The sequence below is a fragment of the Pauljensenia sp. 20925_1_27 genome (assembly GCF_041432835.1).
GTDB lineage: Bacteria > Actinomycetota > Actinomycetes > Actinomycetales > Actinomycetaceae > Pauljensenia.
Genome location: NZ_JAPWAH010000003.1, coordinates 98,457 through 115,166, shown reverse-complemented (window position 1 = coordinate 115,166; position 16,710 = coordinate 98,457). Strand labels below are relative to the sequence as shown.

Annotated in this window: 14 protein-coding genes; 4 read left to right on the top strand and 10 right to left on the bottom strand. The window is 65.2% G+C overall.

The features are described from left to right. Positions 1 to 9: 9 nt before the first annotated feature. Positions 10 to 957 carry a site-specific tyrosine recombinase XerD gene (locus O3684_RS03240; protein ID WP_500065063.1) on the bottom strand — a complete coding sequence of 316 codons (948 nt, stop codon included), beginning with the start codon at positions 955 to 957 and terminating at the stop codon, positions 10 to 12. Positions 958 to 1,084: 127 nt separating this feature from the next. Between O3684_RS03240 and tkt the strand changes: the two genes are divergently transcribed. The 4 genes from tkt to pgl all read left to right on the top strand — a co-directional run bounded on the left by tkt (position 1,085) and on the right by pgl (position 6,548). Beyond that, the gene (tkt, locus tag O3684_RS03235; RefSeq protein ID WP_500065062.1) at positions 1,085 to 3,169 is read left to right on the top strand and encodes a transketolase; all 2,085 of its coding nucleotides are present in this window, start codon (positions 1,085 to 1,087) and stop codon (positions 3,167 to 3,169) included. A 169-nt stretch (positions 3,170 to 3,338) separates the two neighbouring features. Then, positions 3,339 to 4,865 carry a glucose-6-phosphate dehydrogenase gene (gene zwf, locus O3684_RS03230; protein ID WP_500065061.1) on the top strand — a complete coding sequence of 509 codons (1,527 nt, stop codon included), beginning with the start codon at positions 3,339 to 3,341 and terminating at the stop codon, positions 4,863 to 4,865. Continuing rightward, entirely contained in the window at positions 4,862 to 5,803 is a 942-nt protein-coding gene (locus O3684_RS03225; RefSeq protein WP_500065060.1) for a glucose-6-phosphate dehydrogenase assembly protein OpcA, read from the top strand. Before zwf ends, O3684_RS03225 begins: the two co-directional genes overlap by 4 nt. A gap of 1 nt (position 5,804) precedes the next feature. Next, on the top strand, positions 5,805 to 6,548 hold the full coding sequence (pgl, locus tag O3684_RS03220; protein ID WP_500065059.1) for a 6-phosphogluconolactonase: 744 nt from the start codon (positions 5,805 to 5,807) through the stop codon (positions 6,546 to 6,548). 124 nt (positions 6,549 to 6,672) lie between these two features. Here the strand turns inward: pgl and secG are convergent, their stop codons facing one another. The 9 genes from secG to uvrC all read right to left on the bottom strand — a co-directional run bounded on the left by secG (position 6,673) and on the right by uvrC (position 16,680). Then, positions 6,673 to 6,918 (bottom strand): preprotein translocase subunit SecG, encoded by a 246-nt coding sequence (secG, locus tag O3684_RS03215; protein WP_500062322.1) that lies wholly within the window; start codon positions 6,916 to 6,918, stop codon positions 6,673 to 6,675. 162 nt (positions 6,919 to 7,080) lie between these two features. After that, the gene (gene tpiA / locus O3684_RS03210) at positions 7,081 to 7,857 is read right to left on the bottom strand and encodes a triose-phosphate isomerase (protein ID WP_500065058.1); all 777 of its coding nucleotides are present in this window, start codon (positions 7,855 to 7,857) and stop codon (positions 7,081 to 7,083) included. A 3-nt stretch (positions 7,858 to 7,860) separates the two neighbouring features. After that, positions 7,861 to 9,051, bottom strand: a complete 1,191-nt coding sequence (locus O3684_RS03205; protein ID WP_016461700.1) for a phosphoglycerate kinase — start codon at positions 9,049 to 9,051, stop codon at positions 7,861 to 7,863. Positions 9,052 to 9,158: 107 nt separating this feature from the next. After that, complete coding sequence (gap, locus tag O3684_RS03200) at positions 9,159 to 10,166, bottom strand: type I glyceraldehyde-3-phosphate dehydrogenase (RefSeq protein WP_500062325.1); 1,008 nt, start codon at positions 10,164 to 10,166, stop codon at positions 9,159 to 9,161. Positions 10,167 to 10,371: 205 nt separating this feature from the next. Beyond that, positions 10,372 to 11,355: a DNA-binding protein WhiA gene (gene whiA, locus O3684_RS03195; protein WP_500062326.1), complete on the bottom strand. Its 984-nt coding sequence runs from the start codon at positions 11,353 to 11,355 to the stop codon at positions 10,372 to 10,374. A gap of 46 nt (positions 11,356 to 11,401) precedes the next feature. Then, positions 11,402 to 12,406 carry a gluconeogenesis factor YvcK family protein gene (locus tag O3684_RS03190; RefSeq protein ID WP_500065057.1) on the bottom strand — a complete coding sequence of 335 codons (1,005 nt, stop codon included), beginning with the start codon at positions 12,404 to 12,406 and terminating at the stop codon, positions 11,402 to 11,404. Continuing rightward, positions 12,406 to 13,401, bottom strand: a complete 996-nt coding sequence (gene rapZ / locus O3684_RS03185) for a RapZ family nucleotide-binding protein (protein ID WP_500065055.1) — start codon at positions 13,399 to 13,401, stop codon at positions 12,406 to 12,408. The genes O3684_RS03190 and rapZ overlap by 1 nt, the downstream gene beginning before the upstream one ends. A gap of 43 nt (positions 13,402 to 13,444) precedes the next feature. Further along, positions 13,445 to 14,668, bottom strand: coding sequence for a formate-dependent phosphoribosylglycinamide formyltransferase (gene purT / locus O3684_RS03180; protein ID WP_500065054.1), 1,224 nt, complete (start codon positions 14,666 to 14,668; stop codon positions 13,445 to 13,447). Then, complete coding sequence (uvrC, locus tag O3684_RS03175) at positions 14,665 to 16,680, bottom strand: excinuclease ABC subunit UvrC (protein WP_500065053.1); 2,016 nt, start codon at positions 16,678 to 16,680, stop codon at positions 14,665 to 14,667. The genes purT and uvrC overlap by 4 nt, the downstream gene beginning before the upstream one ends. Positions 16,681 to 16,710: the final 30 nt, after the last annotated feature.

The following is a 16,710-nucleotide window of genomic DNA, read 5'->3' as shown; positions in this document are numbered from 1 at the left end:
CCTAATTCATCACCGCGCGGTTGCCTCGGTGCCACGCGCCCGTGGGTGCGAGAGGGTAAAGACCTCACGCAGCGCTTGTGCGGTCACCTGGGTGTAGATCTGAGTGGTTGCTACCGAGGCATGCCCGAGAAGCTCCTGGACTTCGCGCACGCTCGCGCCACCCTCGAGCAGGTGCGTCGCAAACGAATGCCGCAAGGTATGCGGAGAGACGCGGTCTCCCAGGTCAGCCGCCTGAGCCGCGCGCCGAATAGCCGTCCATGCACTCTGACGAGACAGCGCACCGCCGCGGGAGTTGAGGAAAAATACCGTCTGGCCCCTGCCTCGTGCTGCCAGTGCCGGTCGCGCACGCACTCTGTATGCGTCGAGCGCGTCAACAGCGAAAGAACCGACCGGAACGATCCTCTCTTTGCGTCCTTTGCCAAACAGACGTACAACGGGGACATCGCCGTCAAGATCAAGGTCATCAGCGCTCAAGGACACCGCTTCAGACACGCGCGCACCCGTGGCATACAGGAGTTCGAGCAACGCAGCATCACGAAGGCCGATGGGTGAATCGTCGGCGTGAGCGGCATCAAGCAGCCGTCCCACCTCCTCGACAGAGAGAGCCTTGGGCAGGTGATGCCCCTGACGAGGGGCGTGCAGCTGGGCAGCGACATCCGTCGCGACAACCCCCTCCGTCAGCGCGTACTTATGCAGCCCTCGGATAGCGGCCGACGCGCGCGCTACGGACGACGCTGCTGCAGCTTTCCCCGTGACCGCTCCGGATGCCAGACGCATCATGTAGTCTTCGATGTCGCGCACGCTCACGTCCCCGACATCGTTTTTCCCTCGGCTCTTCATGTCAAACGCATACCGGCTGGCATCTCTGCGATAGTTTGAAACTGTATGCGCAGATGCCCCCTTTTCAACGCGCAGATAGTCCACCCAGTCGCGCACGAGAGCTTCCAGAGAGGTCATGGTGTCAGGGTAAGCGACTGTGCAACATATGTGCGTGAGCGCTATCGGCATGCGCACATATTCGCTAGACTGTGACGCGGTAAACCATTTCCGCCCCAACGCTGGGGCCCTACAACTGGAGACCACCGTGTCACTTCACTGGGATCACATTGATGACGAAGCGGTCAAGACCGCTAAGATCCTCGCCGCCGACGCCGTCGAGCAGGCTGGATCGGGCCACCCCGGTACTGCTATCTCACTCGCCCCCGCCGCCTACCTCCTCTACAACAAAGTCATGAACGTCGACCCTGCCGACCCACGCTGGATCGGACGCGACCGCTTCATCCTCTCGGCCGGCCACTCGTCGCTGACCCAGTACGTCCAGCTCTACCTCTCCGGCTTCGGGCTCGAACTTGATGACATCAAGAAGCTGCGCACCGCTGGCTCCCTGACCCCCGGCCACCCCGAGTACGGCCACACCAAGGGCGTGGAGATCACGACCGGCCCGCTGGGTACCGGCATCGCTTCCGCCGTCGGCTTCGCCATGAACGCCCGCCGTGTCCACGGCCTGCTGGATCCCGAGACCCCCCTCGGCAAGTCCGTCTTCGACCACAACGTCTACGTCATCGCTGGCGATGGTTGCTTCGAAGAGGGCGTCTCAGCTGAGGCTTCCTCCCTCGCAGGCACCCAGGAGCTCGGCAACATTACCGTCATCTGGGACGACAACCACATCTCCATCGAAGACGACACGTCGATCGCTTTCACCGAGGACGTCCTGGCCCGCTACGAGGCCTACGGCTGGCACGTCCAGCGCGTCGACTGGCTCGGCGAGGATGGCTCCTACGAGGAGAACACCGCCGCGCTGAACGACGCCCTCGAAGCCGCCAAGGCCGAGACCAGGAAGCCCTCGCTCATCGCGCTGCGCACCATCATCGGCTGGCCGACTCCCGGCAAGCAGAACACCGGCGGTATTCACGGTTCCAAGCTCGGCTCCGAGGCGCTGAAGGGCCTCAAGGAGACACTGGGCGCCGATCCTGAGAAGATGTTCGATGCCGATTCCGCGCTCGTCGACGAGGTCCGTGCCCGCGCGGCCGCTCGCGCAGCCGAGTACCGCAAGGACTGGGACGCCCGCTTCGAGGCATGGAAGGCTGCTCACCCCGAGCAGGCTGCCCTGCTTGAGCGTCTCCTCGAAGGCCGCCTGCCCGAGGGCTGGGAGGCCGCGCTGCCCGCCTTCGAAGAGGGCAAGGCCATCGCAACCCGCGCTGCCTCCGGTCAGGTCCTCAACGCGATTGCTCCGGTCCTTCCCGAACTGTGGGGCGGCTCCGCCGACCTCGCTGGCTCGAACAACACCTTCCTGAAGGGCGAGCCTTCCTTCCTGCCCGCACACCGTTCCTCGTCTGCCTTCAGCGGCAACGAGTTCGGCCGCAACCTGCACTTCGGCGTGCGCGAATTCGCCATGGGTGCTGCCCTCAACGGCATCGCTGCTGACGGCTTCACCCGCGCCTACGGCGGCACGTTCTTCGTGTTCTCCGACTTCATGCGCGGGGCCGTGCGCCTCGCCGCCCTCATGGATCTGCCGGTCACCTACGTGTGGACCCACGACTCCATCGGCGTGGGCGAAGACGGCCCGACGCACCAGCCGATCGAGCACCTGGCCTCCTACCGCGCGATCCCGAACTTCGCGGTCGTGCGTCCCGCCGACGCAGCTGAGACGGCCGCCTCCTGGAAGGCCATTCTCGAGCAGTCGCACCCGGCGGCCATCGTCCTGTCCCGCCAGAACCTGCCTAACCCGGCACGAGGCGAAGGCACCGGCCTGGCCACCACCGAGGACCTCGCGCGCGGTGCCTACGTCCTGGCCGACACCGAGGGCACGCCCGACGTGATCCTGCTGGCCTCCGGCTCCGAGGTCTCCGTCGCCCTCGAGGCGCGTGAGAGCCTGGCCGCCGAGGGCATCGCCGCGCGCGTCGTGTCTGTGCCGTGCCTCGACTGGTTCGAGACTCAGGACCGCGAGTACCGCGACTCCGTCCTGCCCCCGTCGGTGCGCGCTCGCGTCTCCGTCGAAGCAGGCATCGCCCTGCCATGGTACCGCTGGATCGGCGACGCCGGTCGCGCAGTCTCCATCGAGCACTTCGGCGCCTCCGCGCCGGGCGAACTCCTCTTCAAGGAGTACGGCATCGACGCCGAGCACGTGGCCGCGGCTGCGAAGGAATCCATCGAGGCCGCTCGTTCGTGACTTTTTAGTCAACTGAACTGAACATAGGGCTGCTGGCGCGCGAGGGCGTGCCAGCAGCCCTATTCTCGTAGACATGTGTGGGTCCTCGGTCCCGCTTCGCTCACCCAACGGGCGCAGCGTTCGGGCCCCGGCCTCGTCCCAACCCCTTGAGCGAACGGAGCGACCACTCGTGACCAACGAGATCCCCACCCTGCGCGATCCCCAGGACCGCAGGCTTCCGCGTATCTCACCGCCCTGCGGCCTCGTCATCTTCGGCATCACCGGTGACCTCGCCCGCAAGAAGTTGCTCCCCGCGATCTACGACCTCGCCAACCGCGGCCTACTGCACCCGGCGTTCTCGTTGACGGGGTTCGCGCGCCGCGACTGGAGCCCGCAGGACTTCGAGGAGTACGTGCGCGCATCCATCGAGGCCCATACCCGCACTGGGTTTAACCAGGGTACATGGAACCAGCTGCGCTCCGGACTACGCTTCGTCTCCGGTACCTTCGACGATCCTGAAGCCTACCGTCGCCTCGCGCAGACCGTCGCCGAACTCGACCATTCACGCGGCACCGGCGGCAATCACGCCTTCTATCTGTCCATTCCTCCGTCGTACTTCCCCGTCGTGGCCAAGCACCTGTCGGACACCGGCCTCAACAAGCGACAGGGTCGCGAATGGCGACGCGTCATCATCGAGAAGCCCTTCGGTCACGACCTCCAGTCCGCGCAAGAGCTCTCCGATGTCATCTCCCAGATCTTCGACGAGAAAGACGTCTTCCGCATCGACCACTACCTGGGCAAGGAAACCGTCCAGAACATCATGGCCATGCGCTTCGCGAACGCCATGTTCGAGCCCCTGTGGAAGGCAAACTACGTCGACTCCGTCCAGATCACGATGGCCGAGGACATCGGCATCGGCACGCGCGCGGGCTACTACGACGGCATCGGCGCAGCGCGCGACATCATCCAGAACCACCTGCTGCAGCTCATGGCACTCACTGCCATGGAGGAACCCGTACGTTTCACGCCCGAGGAGATCCGCACCGAGAAGGAGAAGGTTCTCTCTGCCGTGCGCCTGCCCGACGACCTGGCTGCCGACACCGCACGCGGCCAGTACGCGGGCGGTTGGCAGGGAGGCGACCGTGTACGCGGTTACCTCGAGGAGGACGGTATCCCCGCCGATTCGACCACGGAGACATTCGCAGCGATCAAGCTTTTCGTCGACACGCGGCGCTGGGCTGGCGTGCCGTTCTATCTGCGCGCAGGCAAGCGCTTGGGCAAGCGCGTTACCGAGATCGCCGTGATCTTCAAGCGCTCTGCCCACGTACCGTTCGGCAACTCTGCCCTCAGCGAATCCGCTCAAAACGCACTCGTCATCCGCGTCCAGCCGGATGAGGGCCTGACCCTCAAGCTCGGCGCCAAGGTCCCGGGCACCTCGATGCAGGTGCGTGACGTCACCATGGACTTCGCCTACGGCCACGCGTTTACCGAGGACTCCCCCGAGGCGTATGAGCGGCTCATCCTCGATGCGCTTGTCGGTTCCGCGCCCCTGTTCCCCCACCAGCACGAGGTCGAGGCCTCGTGGAAGATCCTCGATCCGATCCTGTCCTTCTGGGAGAGCCAGGGACAGCCCGAGCCCTACGCCCCCGGCACCTGGGGTCCCCAATCCGCGCACGACATGTTGGCCCGCGATGGCCGTTTCTGGAGGCTCCCGTGATCATCACCCTGAAGAACACCACGTCCGCCGAGGTCGCATCCCGCATCGTCGAGCTGCGTGACGAACGCGGCGCTGCGGCCCTCAGCCGCGTTCTCACGCTCCTCATCTGCGTGCCTGACCTGATCGACGTCGACAACGCAATCGAGGTTTCCGACGCGGTCTCGCGCGAGCACCCCTGCCGCGTCATCGTCATTGTCGAGCCCGAGTCGACGGAGGGAACCGCGCGCCTCAACGCCCAGATTCGCGTCGGCGACGCAGCGGGTCTGTCCGACATCATCATCCTGGAGCCACGCGGCGAGGCAGCATCCAACATCGATTCGCTCGTCATGCCTCTGCTCCAGTCCGATACTCCTGTCGTCACTTACTGGCCGGTGGTTCCACCGCAGAATCCTGGCACCCACCCGCTCGGCCGCCTGGCGGTCAAGCGCATCACCGATTCGCGTGCAACCGAGTGCCCGATGGAGACGCTGTCGGCTCTGTCGACCGTGTACACCCCCGGCGACATCGATCTAGCATGGGCGGGCGTCACCCTGTGGCGTGCGCTCCTGGCCGCGATCGCGGAAGACTTCGACCGTCTACCAACCTCAATCCGCATCGCGGGAAACGCCACACATCCGTCGCCGTTCCTCGTCGCCGCGTGGCTGCACCACCAGCTGGGCGTGCCAGTCGAGCGTGTTGTCGACAACGACGCGCTCACGATCACGGACATCACGTTCTTCTTTGACGATGACACGACCGTGTCTCTGTCGCGCAGTGCTTCCTCGTCGGTGGCTTGTCTATCGCGTCCCGGCCTCGAGGACCGTAGCGTGAACCTGGCACGCCGTTCCGTTCAGGACTCACTCATGGAGGATCTGCGTCGTCTCGATCCAGACGTCTACTACGGGGAGCTCCTCACGGCAGAACTGCCACGGCTCACCCTCTCCTCCGAAGGCGAGTGACATGGTTTCCGTTCACACGCTTGAGGTTTTTCCAACCGTCGACGAGCTGAACGCCGCCGTTGGCCGCGCATTCTTTGAGCGCCTGCGCACGCTCATCAACGAGGCCGGGACGGACGTGCGTATCAACGTCGCCATTTCCGGCGGCGCGATCACCACCTCCCTTCTGCCCTCCCTGCTACCGTGCGTCGACCAGGTTGACTGGTCGCGCGTTCGCGTGTGGCTGGTGGATGAACGCTATGTTCCCGCCGGAGATAAAGACCGCAACGATGACCAGGCGTGGGATGGATTCCTCTATGCTGCATCAGGCGTGGAGTTCGTGCGGATGCCGAGCGCCGATACCTCAGCACCCAGCGCTGGTTCTCTTGACGATGCCACCGCTGCATTCGCAGACACCTGGCACTCGGTCATGGGCGATCGATCCTTCGATATCGCGCTGATCGGTATGGGTCCCGACGGACACATCTGCTCGCTCTTCCCCGGACGCGTCAACATGCACGAGGCCTCCCCCATCCTGGCGATTCGCAACTCGCCCAAGCCGCCCCCCGAGCGCATCACCGTATCGATGCCCATCATGCGCCGATGCCCCGAGGTGTGGCTCACGACCGGTGGTTCGGCAAAGGCAGAGGCGCTCGGACGCGCTTTTGCCGGCGCGTCGCCCCTCGACCTTCCCGTTGCGGGGATCCTCTCCCCAACGACGCGAGTCTACGTGGACGAGGCAGCGGCCTCGCGACTGGACCTCGGGTAGAAGCATCACCTTACTTTGTGGGGCCGCCTTCGTGACGAAGGCGGCCCCACTGCCTCTTGCCTGGGTACAAAATGGCTCCCCGCTGATCAGCGGAGAGCCACAGCTCGATGATGATCGATACCGATCAGCCACCAAACTTTCCAAGCAGGACGAAACCGATGATGCACACCACCCAGATGAACAGAGTGCCCATGGTGATGCGGTTCAGGTTACGCTCGGCGACACCGGAGGACCCTGCCGACGAGGAGATACCGCCACCGAACATGTCCGATAGGCCGCCGCCCTGCCCCTTGTGCATCAGGATGGTCAGGGTGAGCAGGATGCTGGTCACGAAGATCAGCCCAATCAGCACGTTGTTCAGAATGGTCACGGTGGGTCCAGTTTCTATCGCAGGTCGCCCCAACTCGGGGCACATATAGTCCTATATTAACTGAGAATGCCGATGGGGCCAACCGGCACACCGGTTGGCCCCATCTCGCGTCCGCTCCGCCCCAGCTCGACTGGCCGGGTATCACGGGCGTGTGAGCGTTGCTCAGGCGTAGAAGTTCGCCATGGCGGCGAAGGAGTCAGCCTTCAGGGACGCGCCACCGACGAGACCGCCGTCGACGTCGGGCTGAGCCATGAGCTCCTTGATGTTGCCGGGCTTGGCGGAGCCGCCGTAGAGGATCCGGGTGGACTCGGCGGTTTCGGCGCCGAAGTCCTCGGCCAGGGCGGCGCGGATGGCGCCGCACACTTCCTGGGCGTCCTCAGCGGATGCGGTCTCGCCGGTGCCGATGGCCCAGATGGGCTCGTAGGCGATGACGATCTTGGCAACCTCTTCGGCCTTCCAGCCGGCGAGCGCGGCGCGGATCTGGCCGAGAACGAAGTCGACGTAGGTGCCGGCCTTGCGGATCTCGAGGGCTTCGCCGCAGCACAGGATTGGGGTCATACCGGCGTCGAAGACCTTGCGGGCCTTGGCACCGACGAGCTCGTCGGACTCACCGTGGTACTCGCGGCGCTCGGAGTGGCCCATGACCACGTAGGTGACGCCGAGCTTGGTGAGCATCTCGGTGGAGATTTCACCGGTGTAGGCACCGTTGTCGTGGATGGAGACGTCCTGGGCACCGTACTTGATCTGGAGATCATCGGCGTCGACGATGGTCTGGACGGTGCGGATGTCGGTGAACGGCGGGATCACGAGGACCTCGCACTTGGAGTAGTCGTGACCAGCGTCGGACAGTGCCATTTCGAGGCCCTGGACGAGGTGATTGGCCTCGAGGTGATCGAGGTTCATCTTCCAGTTGCCGGCCATGAGGGGCGTACGTGCCATGAGTCAGTCCTCCAGAACTGCGATACCGGGCAGAACCTTACCCTCGAGGAGTTCGAGGGAAGCGCCACCACCAGTGGAAATGTGGGAGAAGGTGTTCTCGTCGAAGCCGAGCAGGCGCACGGCTGCGGCGGAGTCGCCGCCGCCGATGACGGAGAACATGGAGCCCTTGGACAGGGCCTCTGCGACGGCGCGGGTGCCACCGGCGAACGCGTCGAATTCGAAGACGCCCATGGGACCGTTCCAGGCGACGGTCTTGGCGGTCGCGAGCTTGTCAGCGAAGAGCTTCGCGGACTCGGGGCCGATGTCCAGACCCATCTGATCATCGGGGATAGCGTCGACCTTGACGACGGTCGCGGGCGCGTCTGCCGCGAATTCGGGGGCGACGATGACGTCCACGGGCAGGACGAGGTCAACACCGCGCTCGGCGGCCTCGGCGATGTAGCCCTTGACGGTGTCGATCTGGTCTTCCTCGAGGAGGGACTTGCCCACCGAGTAGCCCTGAGCGGCGAGGAAGGTGAAGACCATGCCGCCGCCGATGAAGAGCATGTCGGCCTTCTTCAGCAGGTTGGCGATAACGCCGAGCTTGTCGGAGACCTTGGAGCCGCCGAGGACGACGCCGTAGGGGCGCTCGGGGTCGCCGGTCACCTTGGACAGGGACTCGATCTCCTTGAGGACGAGCAGACCAGCGGCCGAGGGCAGCAGCTTCGCAATGTCGTAGACCGAAGCCTGCTTGCGGTGCACGACACCGAAGCCGTCGGAGACGAACGCGTCGCCGAGCTTGGCGTACTCGCGGGCAAGCTCTTCGCGCTCCTCGTCGACCTTGGAGGTCTCACGGGGATCGAAACGGACGTTCTCGAGCAGCGCGATCTCGCCATCACCCAGAGCGGCGACGGTCTCAGCAGCGGAGGGGCCGACGACGTCGGAAGCCAGCGTGACCTTCACGCCGGAGAGTTCAGCAAGGCGCTTGGCGACGGGGGCAAGCGAGAAGGCGGGATCGACCTTGCCCTTGGGGCGGCCGAGGTGAGCCATGATGACGACCTTGGCACCGGCGTCGGTGAGGGTCTTGAGGGTCGGCAGAGCCGCACGAATACGGCCATCATCGGTGATGACGCCGTCCTTGAGCGGAACGTTGAAGTCGGAGCGGACGAGGACGCGCTTGCCGCGCAGGTCGCCCAGAGTGGAGATAGTCCTCACGAGGAGTCCTTTCGGTGTGAAGGCGGTGGCGATGTACGAGATGCCCGTGCACGAGCGTGCACGGGCATCTCGCTGATCAGCTCATGGCTGGTATATCAGCTGTGTGCTCAGGCGAGCTTGGAGCCGACGAGGGCGGTGAGGCGAACGAGAGCGTTCGAGTAGCCCCACTCGTTGTCGTACCAGGACAGGACCTTGACGAGGTTGCCGATGACCTTGGTCTCGGTGGCGTCGAAGATCGAGGTGTGCGGGTCGCCCACGATGTCGGAGGAAACGATCGGATCCTCGGTGTACTCGAGAACACCCTTGAGCTCACCCTCGGCAGCGGCCTTGACGGCAGCCTTAACGGCCTCGACGGAGACCTCCTTCTTCGCGATGAAGGTGAGGTCGGTCAGGGAGCCGGTCGGGGTGGGAACGCGGACGGCGAGGCCATCGAACTTACCCTCAAGCTCGGGCAGAACCAGGGCGACGGCCTGGGCAGCACCGGTCTTGGTGGGGATCATGTTCAGGGCCGCGGCGCGGGCGCGACGCAGATCCTTGTGGGGAGCGTCGAGGACGCGCTGGTCACCCGTGTAGGAGTGGATGGTGGTCATGATGCCGCGCTCGATGCCGAAGTTCTCCTCGAGAACCTTGGCCAGGGGGGCGAGGCAGTTGGTCGTGCAGGAGGCGTTCGACACGATGTTCATCGTGGCGCCATCGTACTTGTCCTCGTTCACGCCCATGACGAAGGTGCCGTCGACGTTCTTCGCGGGAGCGGAGATGACGACCTTCTTGGCGCCAGCGTCCAGGTGAGCCTTGGCCTTCTCGCCGTCGGTGAAGAAGCCGGTGGACTCAACGACAACCTCAACGCCGAGCTCGCCCCAGGGCAGATCGGCGGGGTTACGCTGCGCCAGCACCTTGATGTGCTTGCCGTTGACGACGATGCCCTCGTCATCGTAGGAGACCTCGCCCTGGAAGCGACCCGTGATCGAGTCGTACTTCAGCAGGTGAGCGAGGGTCTTGTTGTCGGTGAGGTCGTTAACGGCGACGATCTCGATGTCCGCGCCCTGCTCGAGAGCAGCGCGGAAGAAGTTGCGGCCGATGCGGCCGAAGCCGTTGATGCCAACGCGGGTGGTCACTATGTTCCTCCTGCTCGTGCCCCTCGCGGGGCACGGTATTCGATGCAACCGGGCGTGCGGGTTGCCAGCCCGGCCCGCAGATGTCTGCGGTTCCAGCAGTTCCTAATCTACACCCCAGAGCGTGCTCTGTCACAATCCAATTTGAAATTCTGCACGTGGGGTAATTCTCGTTTGAATCGAGACGTTGTGGCAGGAACCAGGGACCTCAGTCCTCATCGAGCATGTCGAGGGTGAGCGCGGATTCCGTATCGGGAATGCCTCGTTCGTGTGCAACCTTGTCAGCGAGGGCCAGGAGTCGTCGGATTCGCCCGGCAACGGCATCCTTGGTGAGCGGCGGATTCGTGTGCTTGCCGAGCTCTTCGAGGGATGCCTGCTTGTACTTCAGCCGCAGGGTACCTGCCTCGAGCAGGTGAGCCGGTACGTCGTCCCCAAGAATCTCAAAGGCTCGCTCAACGCGCGCACCGGCTGCGACGGCGGCACGCGCGGAGCGGCGCAGATTCGCATCGTCAAAGTTAGCCAGTCGGTTGGCGCTGCCCCGCGCCTCGCGGCGCTCGCGTCGCTCCTGCCAGGCCTCGAAGGTCTGGGGTGCACCCATCGCGGAAATCAGCGCGCCGATCGCATCAGAGTCACGGACGGACACACGATCCGTACCGCGCACCTCCTTCGAGCGCGCGGCCGCGCCGAGCTTACGCGCGCAACCCACCATGGCGAGTGCCACCTCGGGACCGGGACAGGTGATCTCAAGCGAGGAGGAACGTCCGGGTTCCATGAGCGAGCCGCGGGCGAGGAACGCACCGCGCCAAATCGCCGCAGCCTCGGCCGTCCCCGAGGCGACGAGTACGGGCGGCAGGCCGCGAATGGGACGGCGCAGTGAATCAACGAGACCGGTCAGGCGAGCGAGCTCATCAGCCTTGTGGACGACTCGCACAACGTAGCGCTTGCCGCGTCGCAGGGAGGATCCGGACACGACGACGACGGAGGATTCCGCATTGTACAGCGCCTGCAGGTAGGTGCGCAGGCGCCGCGCAGCGACGGGCGAGTCGAGCTCAGCCTCGACGAGAATGCGACCGCCCACGAGGTGCAGACCGCCGGCGAAACGCAGTGTCGCGCTTACCTCGGCGGCCACCTCCGACGGCGTCGTGATGACGGCGCGCGCGAGCTCGTCCTTCATGTCAGATGTCAGAGACACGGGTTCTTCCTAGGGTGTGAAGTCGTTTGTCAACAGGCAACAGCTTCTAAGGTAACCACGTTTCGCTCTGTCCGACCTCACCAAGGAAGCCGTCGAATGCGTCACGCAATGCTGCGGCAAGGCGCAGCGGGTCGTGGTGCGGAGCCCCGTCACCCGTGCGGACCTGGCGCAGGAGAACGCGCGCACCGAGCTCCTCGGCAGCGACGATCAGGTCATCGATATCATCGCATGCCGTGGGGTCAGCGACGACGACGTCGAGCTTGAGCATGGGCGCGTACTCGCGCAGGACACGCACGTGATCGGCGGTCGACATGAGGTCAGTTTCGCCGCGTTGGCGTGCCAGGTTGAGCACGAGCGCGCGGTGCGCATCCGTCGTTGCGAGTGCTCGGTTGATGTCGGGGACCAGCAGATGCGGAATGACCGACGTGTACCAGGAGCCGGGGCCCAGCACGACCCAATCGGCCTCGGAGATGGCGTCGGTAACCGCAGAGGGGACCTCGGGGGCCTCGGGCGTAATACGAACGTGCTCGACGGTACCGGGGGCGACGGCGACCTTCGATTGGCCGGACACGACGTAACGACGTCCACCGTCGTTCATGTCCGCCTCGATATCAATGGGCGTCGTCGACATGGGCAGGACCCGCCCCTGTGCCCCGAGGAGTCGGCCCACCCAGTCGAGGCCCTCAACCGGATCGTCGAGGAGCTGCCAGAGGCCAGAAATCAGCAGGTTACCGAGCGCATGGCCGTTGAGCGGGCCGCTCGTATCGAGGCGCAGCTGCATGACGTCACGCCATGTCAAGCCCCACTCGGATTCCTCACATAGCGACGCCAACGCCATACGCAGGTCGCCGGGAGGCAGGATCGGCATCTCCTGGCGCAGACGGCCGGAGCTGCCACCGTCATCCGCGACGGTCACGACCGCTGTGAGCGCGCGGGTGATATGGCGCAAAGCCCGCAGGGTTGCGGACAAGCCGTGTCCGCCGCCTAGGGCGACGATGTTCTGGCCGGATTCTCCACGTTGAACCCAGCCGGCTGCATCAAGATAGGGCATCAGTCTCTCCCAATGTCACGGTGCATCACGCGAACCGTGTATCCGTGTGTGCGCAGGCGCTTGGCGATTGCCTCGGAGCAAGCAACTGAGCGGTGCTTTCCGCCCGTGCATCCGACGGCAATCGTGACGAATGGCTTCAATTCTGCCAGATAGCCGCTCAGCATGGGAGCCAGTAGGTCCGCATATCCAAGAGCAAAATCGCGTGCACCCGGCTGAGAGAGCACGTAGTCGGCGACGGCCTGGTCCCTGCCCGTGAGGTGACGCAGCTCGTCCACCCAGTACGGATTCTTGAGAAAACGCACGTCAACGACGTGATCGGCGTCGAGGGGCAGCCCGTGCTTGAAACCGAACGACTCGACGGTCACCTGCAGGGGGCGCTCCTCCCCCGCCACGATATCGCGGATACGCCGGGTCAGATCGTGGACACTCATGGTGGAGGTGTCGATGACTTCGTCGGCGGCGCGGCGCAGTGGCGCGAGGAGACGCATTTCGGCCTTGATACCGTCCATGAGCGTGCCTGCGCCCTGGAGGGGATGGGGACGACGGTTGGATTCGTAGCGGCGCACGAGGGTCTGGGGGCTGGCCTCGAGGAAGATAATGCGGTAGGCGATGCCCGCGCCCTTGAGCTGCTCGAGTGTGGCGTCCAGCGTTCGGAAGAAGGTACGCGAGCGAACGTCGACGCCGACCGCCAGGCGATGCACGCCCGCCGCGGGGTCATTCGACATCATGCCGACAAGAGCGGGCAGCATGGTCGGCGGCAGGTTGTCGACGACGTACCAGTCCAGATCCTCAAGCGCCCGAGCGGCACCGGTTCGGCCCGCTCCCGAGTAGCCGGTGATGATGAGGACTTCGTTAGAGGCGCGCGGCTCGTACTTGACGCGGATCATGTCGCGCACGGCGATGCCCTCGGGAACCGTGGGAGGGTTCTCCTCGTTCATCGACGAGGCCTGGGCCTGGCGCTCATCGCGGTCGTCCGTGGGTGTGTGGTCGGGCATGGCGTCCTCCTGACGGGTGGGCTGGGCTGATGGGTGGGAGCGGTTACGCGCAAGGCGCGGGGGCCTCGTCAATGGAGATGCCTGCGGCCGCGCGCCTGGCGATGACTCGCGCTTCCTTCGGCGTGCTCGCGGTGGCGGCGACGACGCCGACGCGCCTGCCGGCGCGGCTGATGGGCTTGCCGAAGATGCGCACGATGTCGGCGGCGGCTAGGGCTTCGGCAACGCCGTCGTAGACGGGGGCGTCGACGGCACCGGTTGACTTGATGACGGCCGAGGCACCGGGGCTCGCCTGCGCGGTCGAGACGGGCAGGCCCAGGATGGCGCGTGCGTGCAGTTCGAACTCGGATTGCGCTTGCGTCACCATCGTCACCATGCCGGTGTCGTGGGGGCGTGGCGAGAGTTCGGAGAACCAGACCTCATCGCCACGCACGAAGAACTCGACGCCGAAGATGCCGAGGCACGGCCCGTTTCCGGCCTCGGCCAGGGCGTCAGTGACGGCCTTGGCCATCGTGCGTGAGGCTTCGAGGGCTGCCTCGCTCATGGCCATGGGCTGCCAGGATTCGACGTAGTCTCCGCCCTCCTGACGGTGCCCGATGGGCGCGCAAAAGCTCGTCGTGACCGTACCGGACTTAGCGTCCCAGGAGCGCACGGTGAGCAGCGTGATCTCATAGTCGAAGTCGACGCCTTCTTCGACGATGACGACGCCGGTCGTCGCACGCGCGTCCTCCTTCGCATGTGCCCATGCGGAGGCGGCCTGCTCGGGGCCGGTGACGCGGGACTGACCGTGCCCGGAAGAGGACATGGTCGGTTTCACGAAGGCGGGGTATCCGATCTCGTCGAGAGCGGTGGCCAGCTCGGCCTCACTGCGCGCGAATCGGAAAGCGGACGTACGCACGCCGGGGAGGGAGGCGGCGAGGGTGCGGATGCGCTGGCGGTCCATCGTGGCCTGGACGGCGAAGGCGTTGGGGACGACGCGCACGCCTCGCTCCTCACAAGCGCTGAGTTCGTCAGTCGCGATGGCTTCCACCTCGGGAACGATGAGGTCAACGTCAACGCTGTCGAGCACCTCGCGCAGAGCCTGCGGGTCGCTCATGTCAAAGACGCGGGATTCGTCCGCCACCTGCATGGCGGGAGCATTGCCGTAGGAGTCACACGCGATAACGGTGCATCCGTAGCGCTGCAGGGCGATCGCTACTTCCTTACCGAGTTCGCCCGATCCAAGCAGCAGCACGCGCGCCGGCAGCGGCACGGGAAGCGTGAATGTCATGGTGTGTCCTCCCTCGACGATGTCGCAAGCCTATCGCGAATCGTGCGCGCGAGACCGGGTCCCACGCCCTTGACCTCGGCAATGTCCTCCACGGATGCCTCACGGATCCGCTTCACAGAGCCGAAATGTTTCAACAGCGCGGCCTGACGGGCGGGTCCAAGCCCTGGGATGGAATCGAGCACCGAGCGCCGCTGGGCCTTCGAACGCCGCTTGCGGTGCTTCGTGATCGCGAAGCGGTGGGACTCGTCGCGCAGGTACTGCAGGAGGTAGAGCGCCTCCGAGGTGCGCGGCAGGATGAGAGGGAACTCGTCACCGGGGATCCATACCTCCTCCAGGCGTTTCGCCAACCCGACGACGGGCACGTCCGCACCCACGGCGTCGAGGGCGGCTCGCGCGGCATTGACCTGCGGGAGGCCACCATCGACAACGACCAGGTCGGGGCGGTAGGAGAATCGCTTGGGGCGCCCCGTCGTCGCGTCGATCGGACCGGAGGTGTAGGCGACACCATCCTCGTCCTCTCCTTCGACGCCAGCCTCCTCGGCCAGCAAGCGTGAAAAGCGCCGGGTGAGGACCTCGTTCATCGCGCTCGTATCATCGGGGGTACCGCTCCCGTCCTCACCGCGGATGTTGTAGGTGCGATAGGCGTCCTTACGCGGCATGCCGTCCTCAAAGACCACCATCGAGGCGACCTGATTGTCGCCGCCCGTGTGCGACACGTCGTAGCACTCGATACGCAGGGGCGCTGCGGGCAGGTCCAGGTTCTCGGCGAGCTGCTCGAGTGCCTTCGAGCGCGCCGTAATGTCGCCCGCCCGCTTCGTCCGATGCAGGGCAAGGGCCTGGCGAGCATTTTCCGTCACCGTCTCCATGAGCTGAGCCTTCGGGCCACGCTTGGGAACGTGAATGGACACGGACGCGCCGCGCACCTCCCGCAGCCAGCGCGCAATCGTATCCTTCTCCTCGGGCTCGACAGAGACGAGTACCTCGCGCGGGATCGCCGATGTGGGCGTGTGCGCGACGTCGTCCACGCTCACAGCCGCCACCTTGTCCGGCTTCCCGGCCCCGGCCTCGTCCGGCGACGCCGAGGAATACACCTGCTCCAGCAGGCGGGACATGAGGGCGGCGTCATCCGCCCCGTCGACGCGCTCGATCACCCATCCGCGCGTGCCCCGGATACGCCCGCCACGCACGTGGAAGACGTGAACCGCAGCGTCCAGGTCATCGCTGACGAGCGAGAACACGTCGGCGTCCGAGCCGTCATCCAGCACGACCGCATTGCGCTCCAGCACCGTGCGCAACGCCAACACATCGTCGCGCAGCTTCGCCGCACGCTCGAAGTTCAGCTCCGCCGACGCCTGGCGCATCTGCTCCTCCAGGTCACGGATGACGGGACCCGTGCGCCCCTCCATGAACTGGCACAACCCCTCGGCGAGCGCGCGATGCTCCTCCATCGAGATGCGCCCCACGCACGGCGCGGAACACTTATCGATGTAGCCGAGCAGGCATGGACGCCCCTGAGCCTTCGCTCGCTGGAACACGCCTGCGGAGCACGAGCGCATCGGAAACACGCGCAGCAGCTGATCGATCGTCTCACGAATCGCCCAGACCTGGGTATACGGCCCGAAGTAACGCGACACCGCACGCTTACGCTCACGCGTCACCTGCACACGGGGGAAGCGCTCCCCCATCGACACCGCCAGATACGGGTAGGACTTATCGTCCTTAAACATGACGTTGAAGCGCGGATTGAATTCCTTAATCCACGTGAACTCCAGCGTGAGCGCCTCCACCTCGGAACGCACAACGGTCCACTGGACGGCGCTCGCGGTCGTCACCATCTGCTGGGTGCGCGGATGCAGGTTCGCCAGATCCTGGAAGTAGTTCGTCAGGCGATTGCGCAGGTTCTTAGCCTTACCGACGTAGATGACGCGGCCCTGAGGGTCGGAGAATCGGTAGACGCCCGGCGAGGTCGGGATATCTCCCGTGCGGGGTCGGTACGTCGAAGGATCAGCCACGCTCCCAGGGTACGAGGCCGGGGCTGGCAG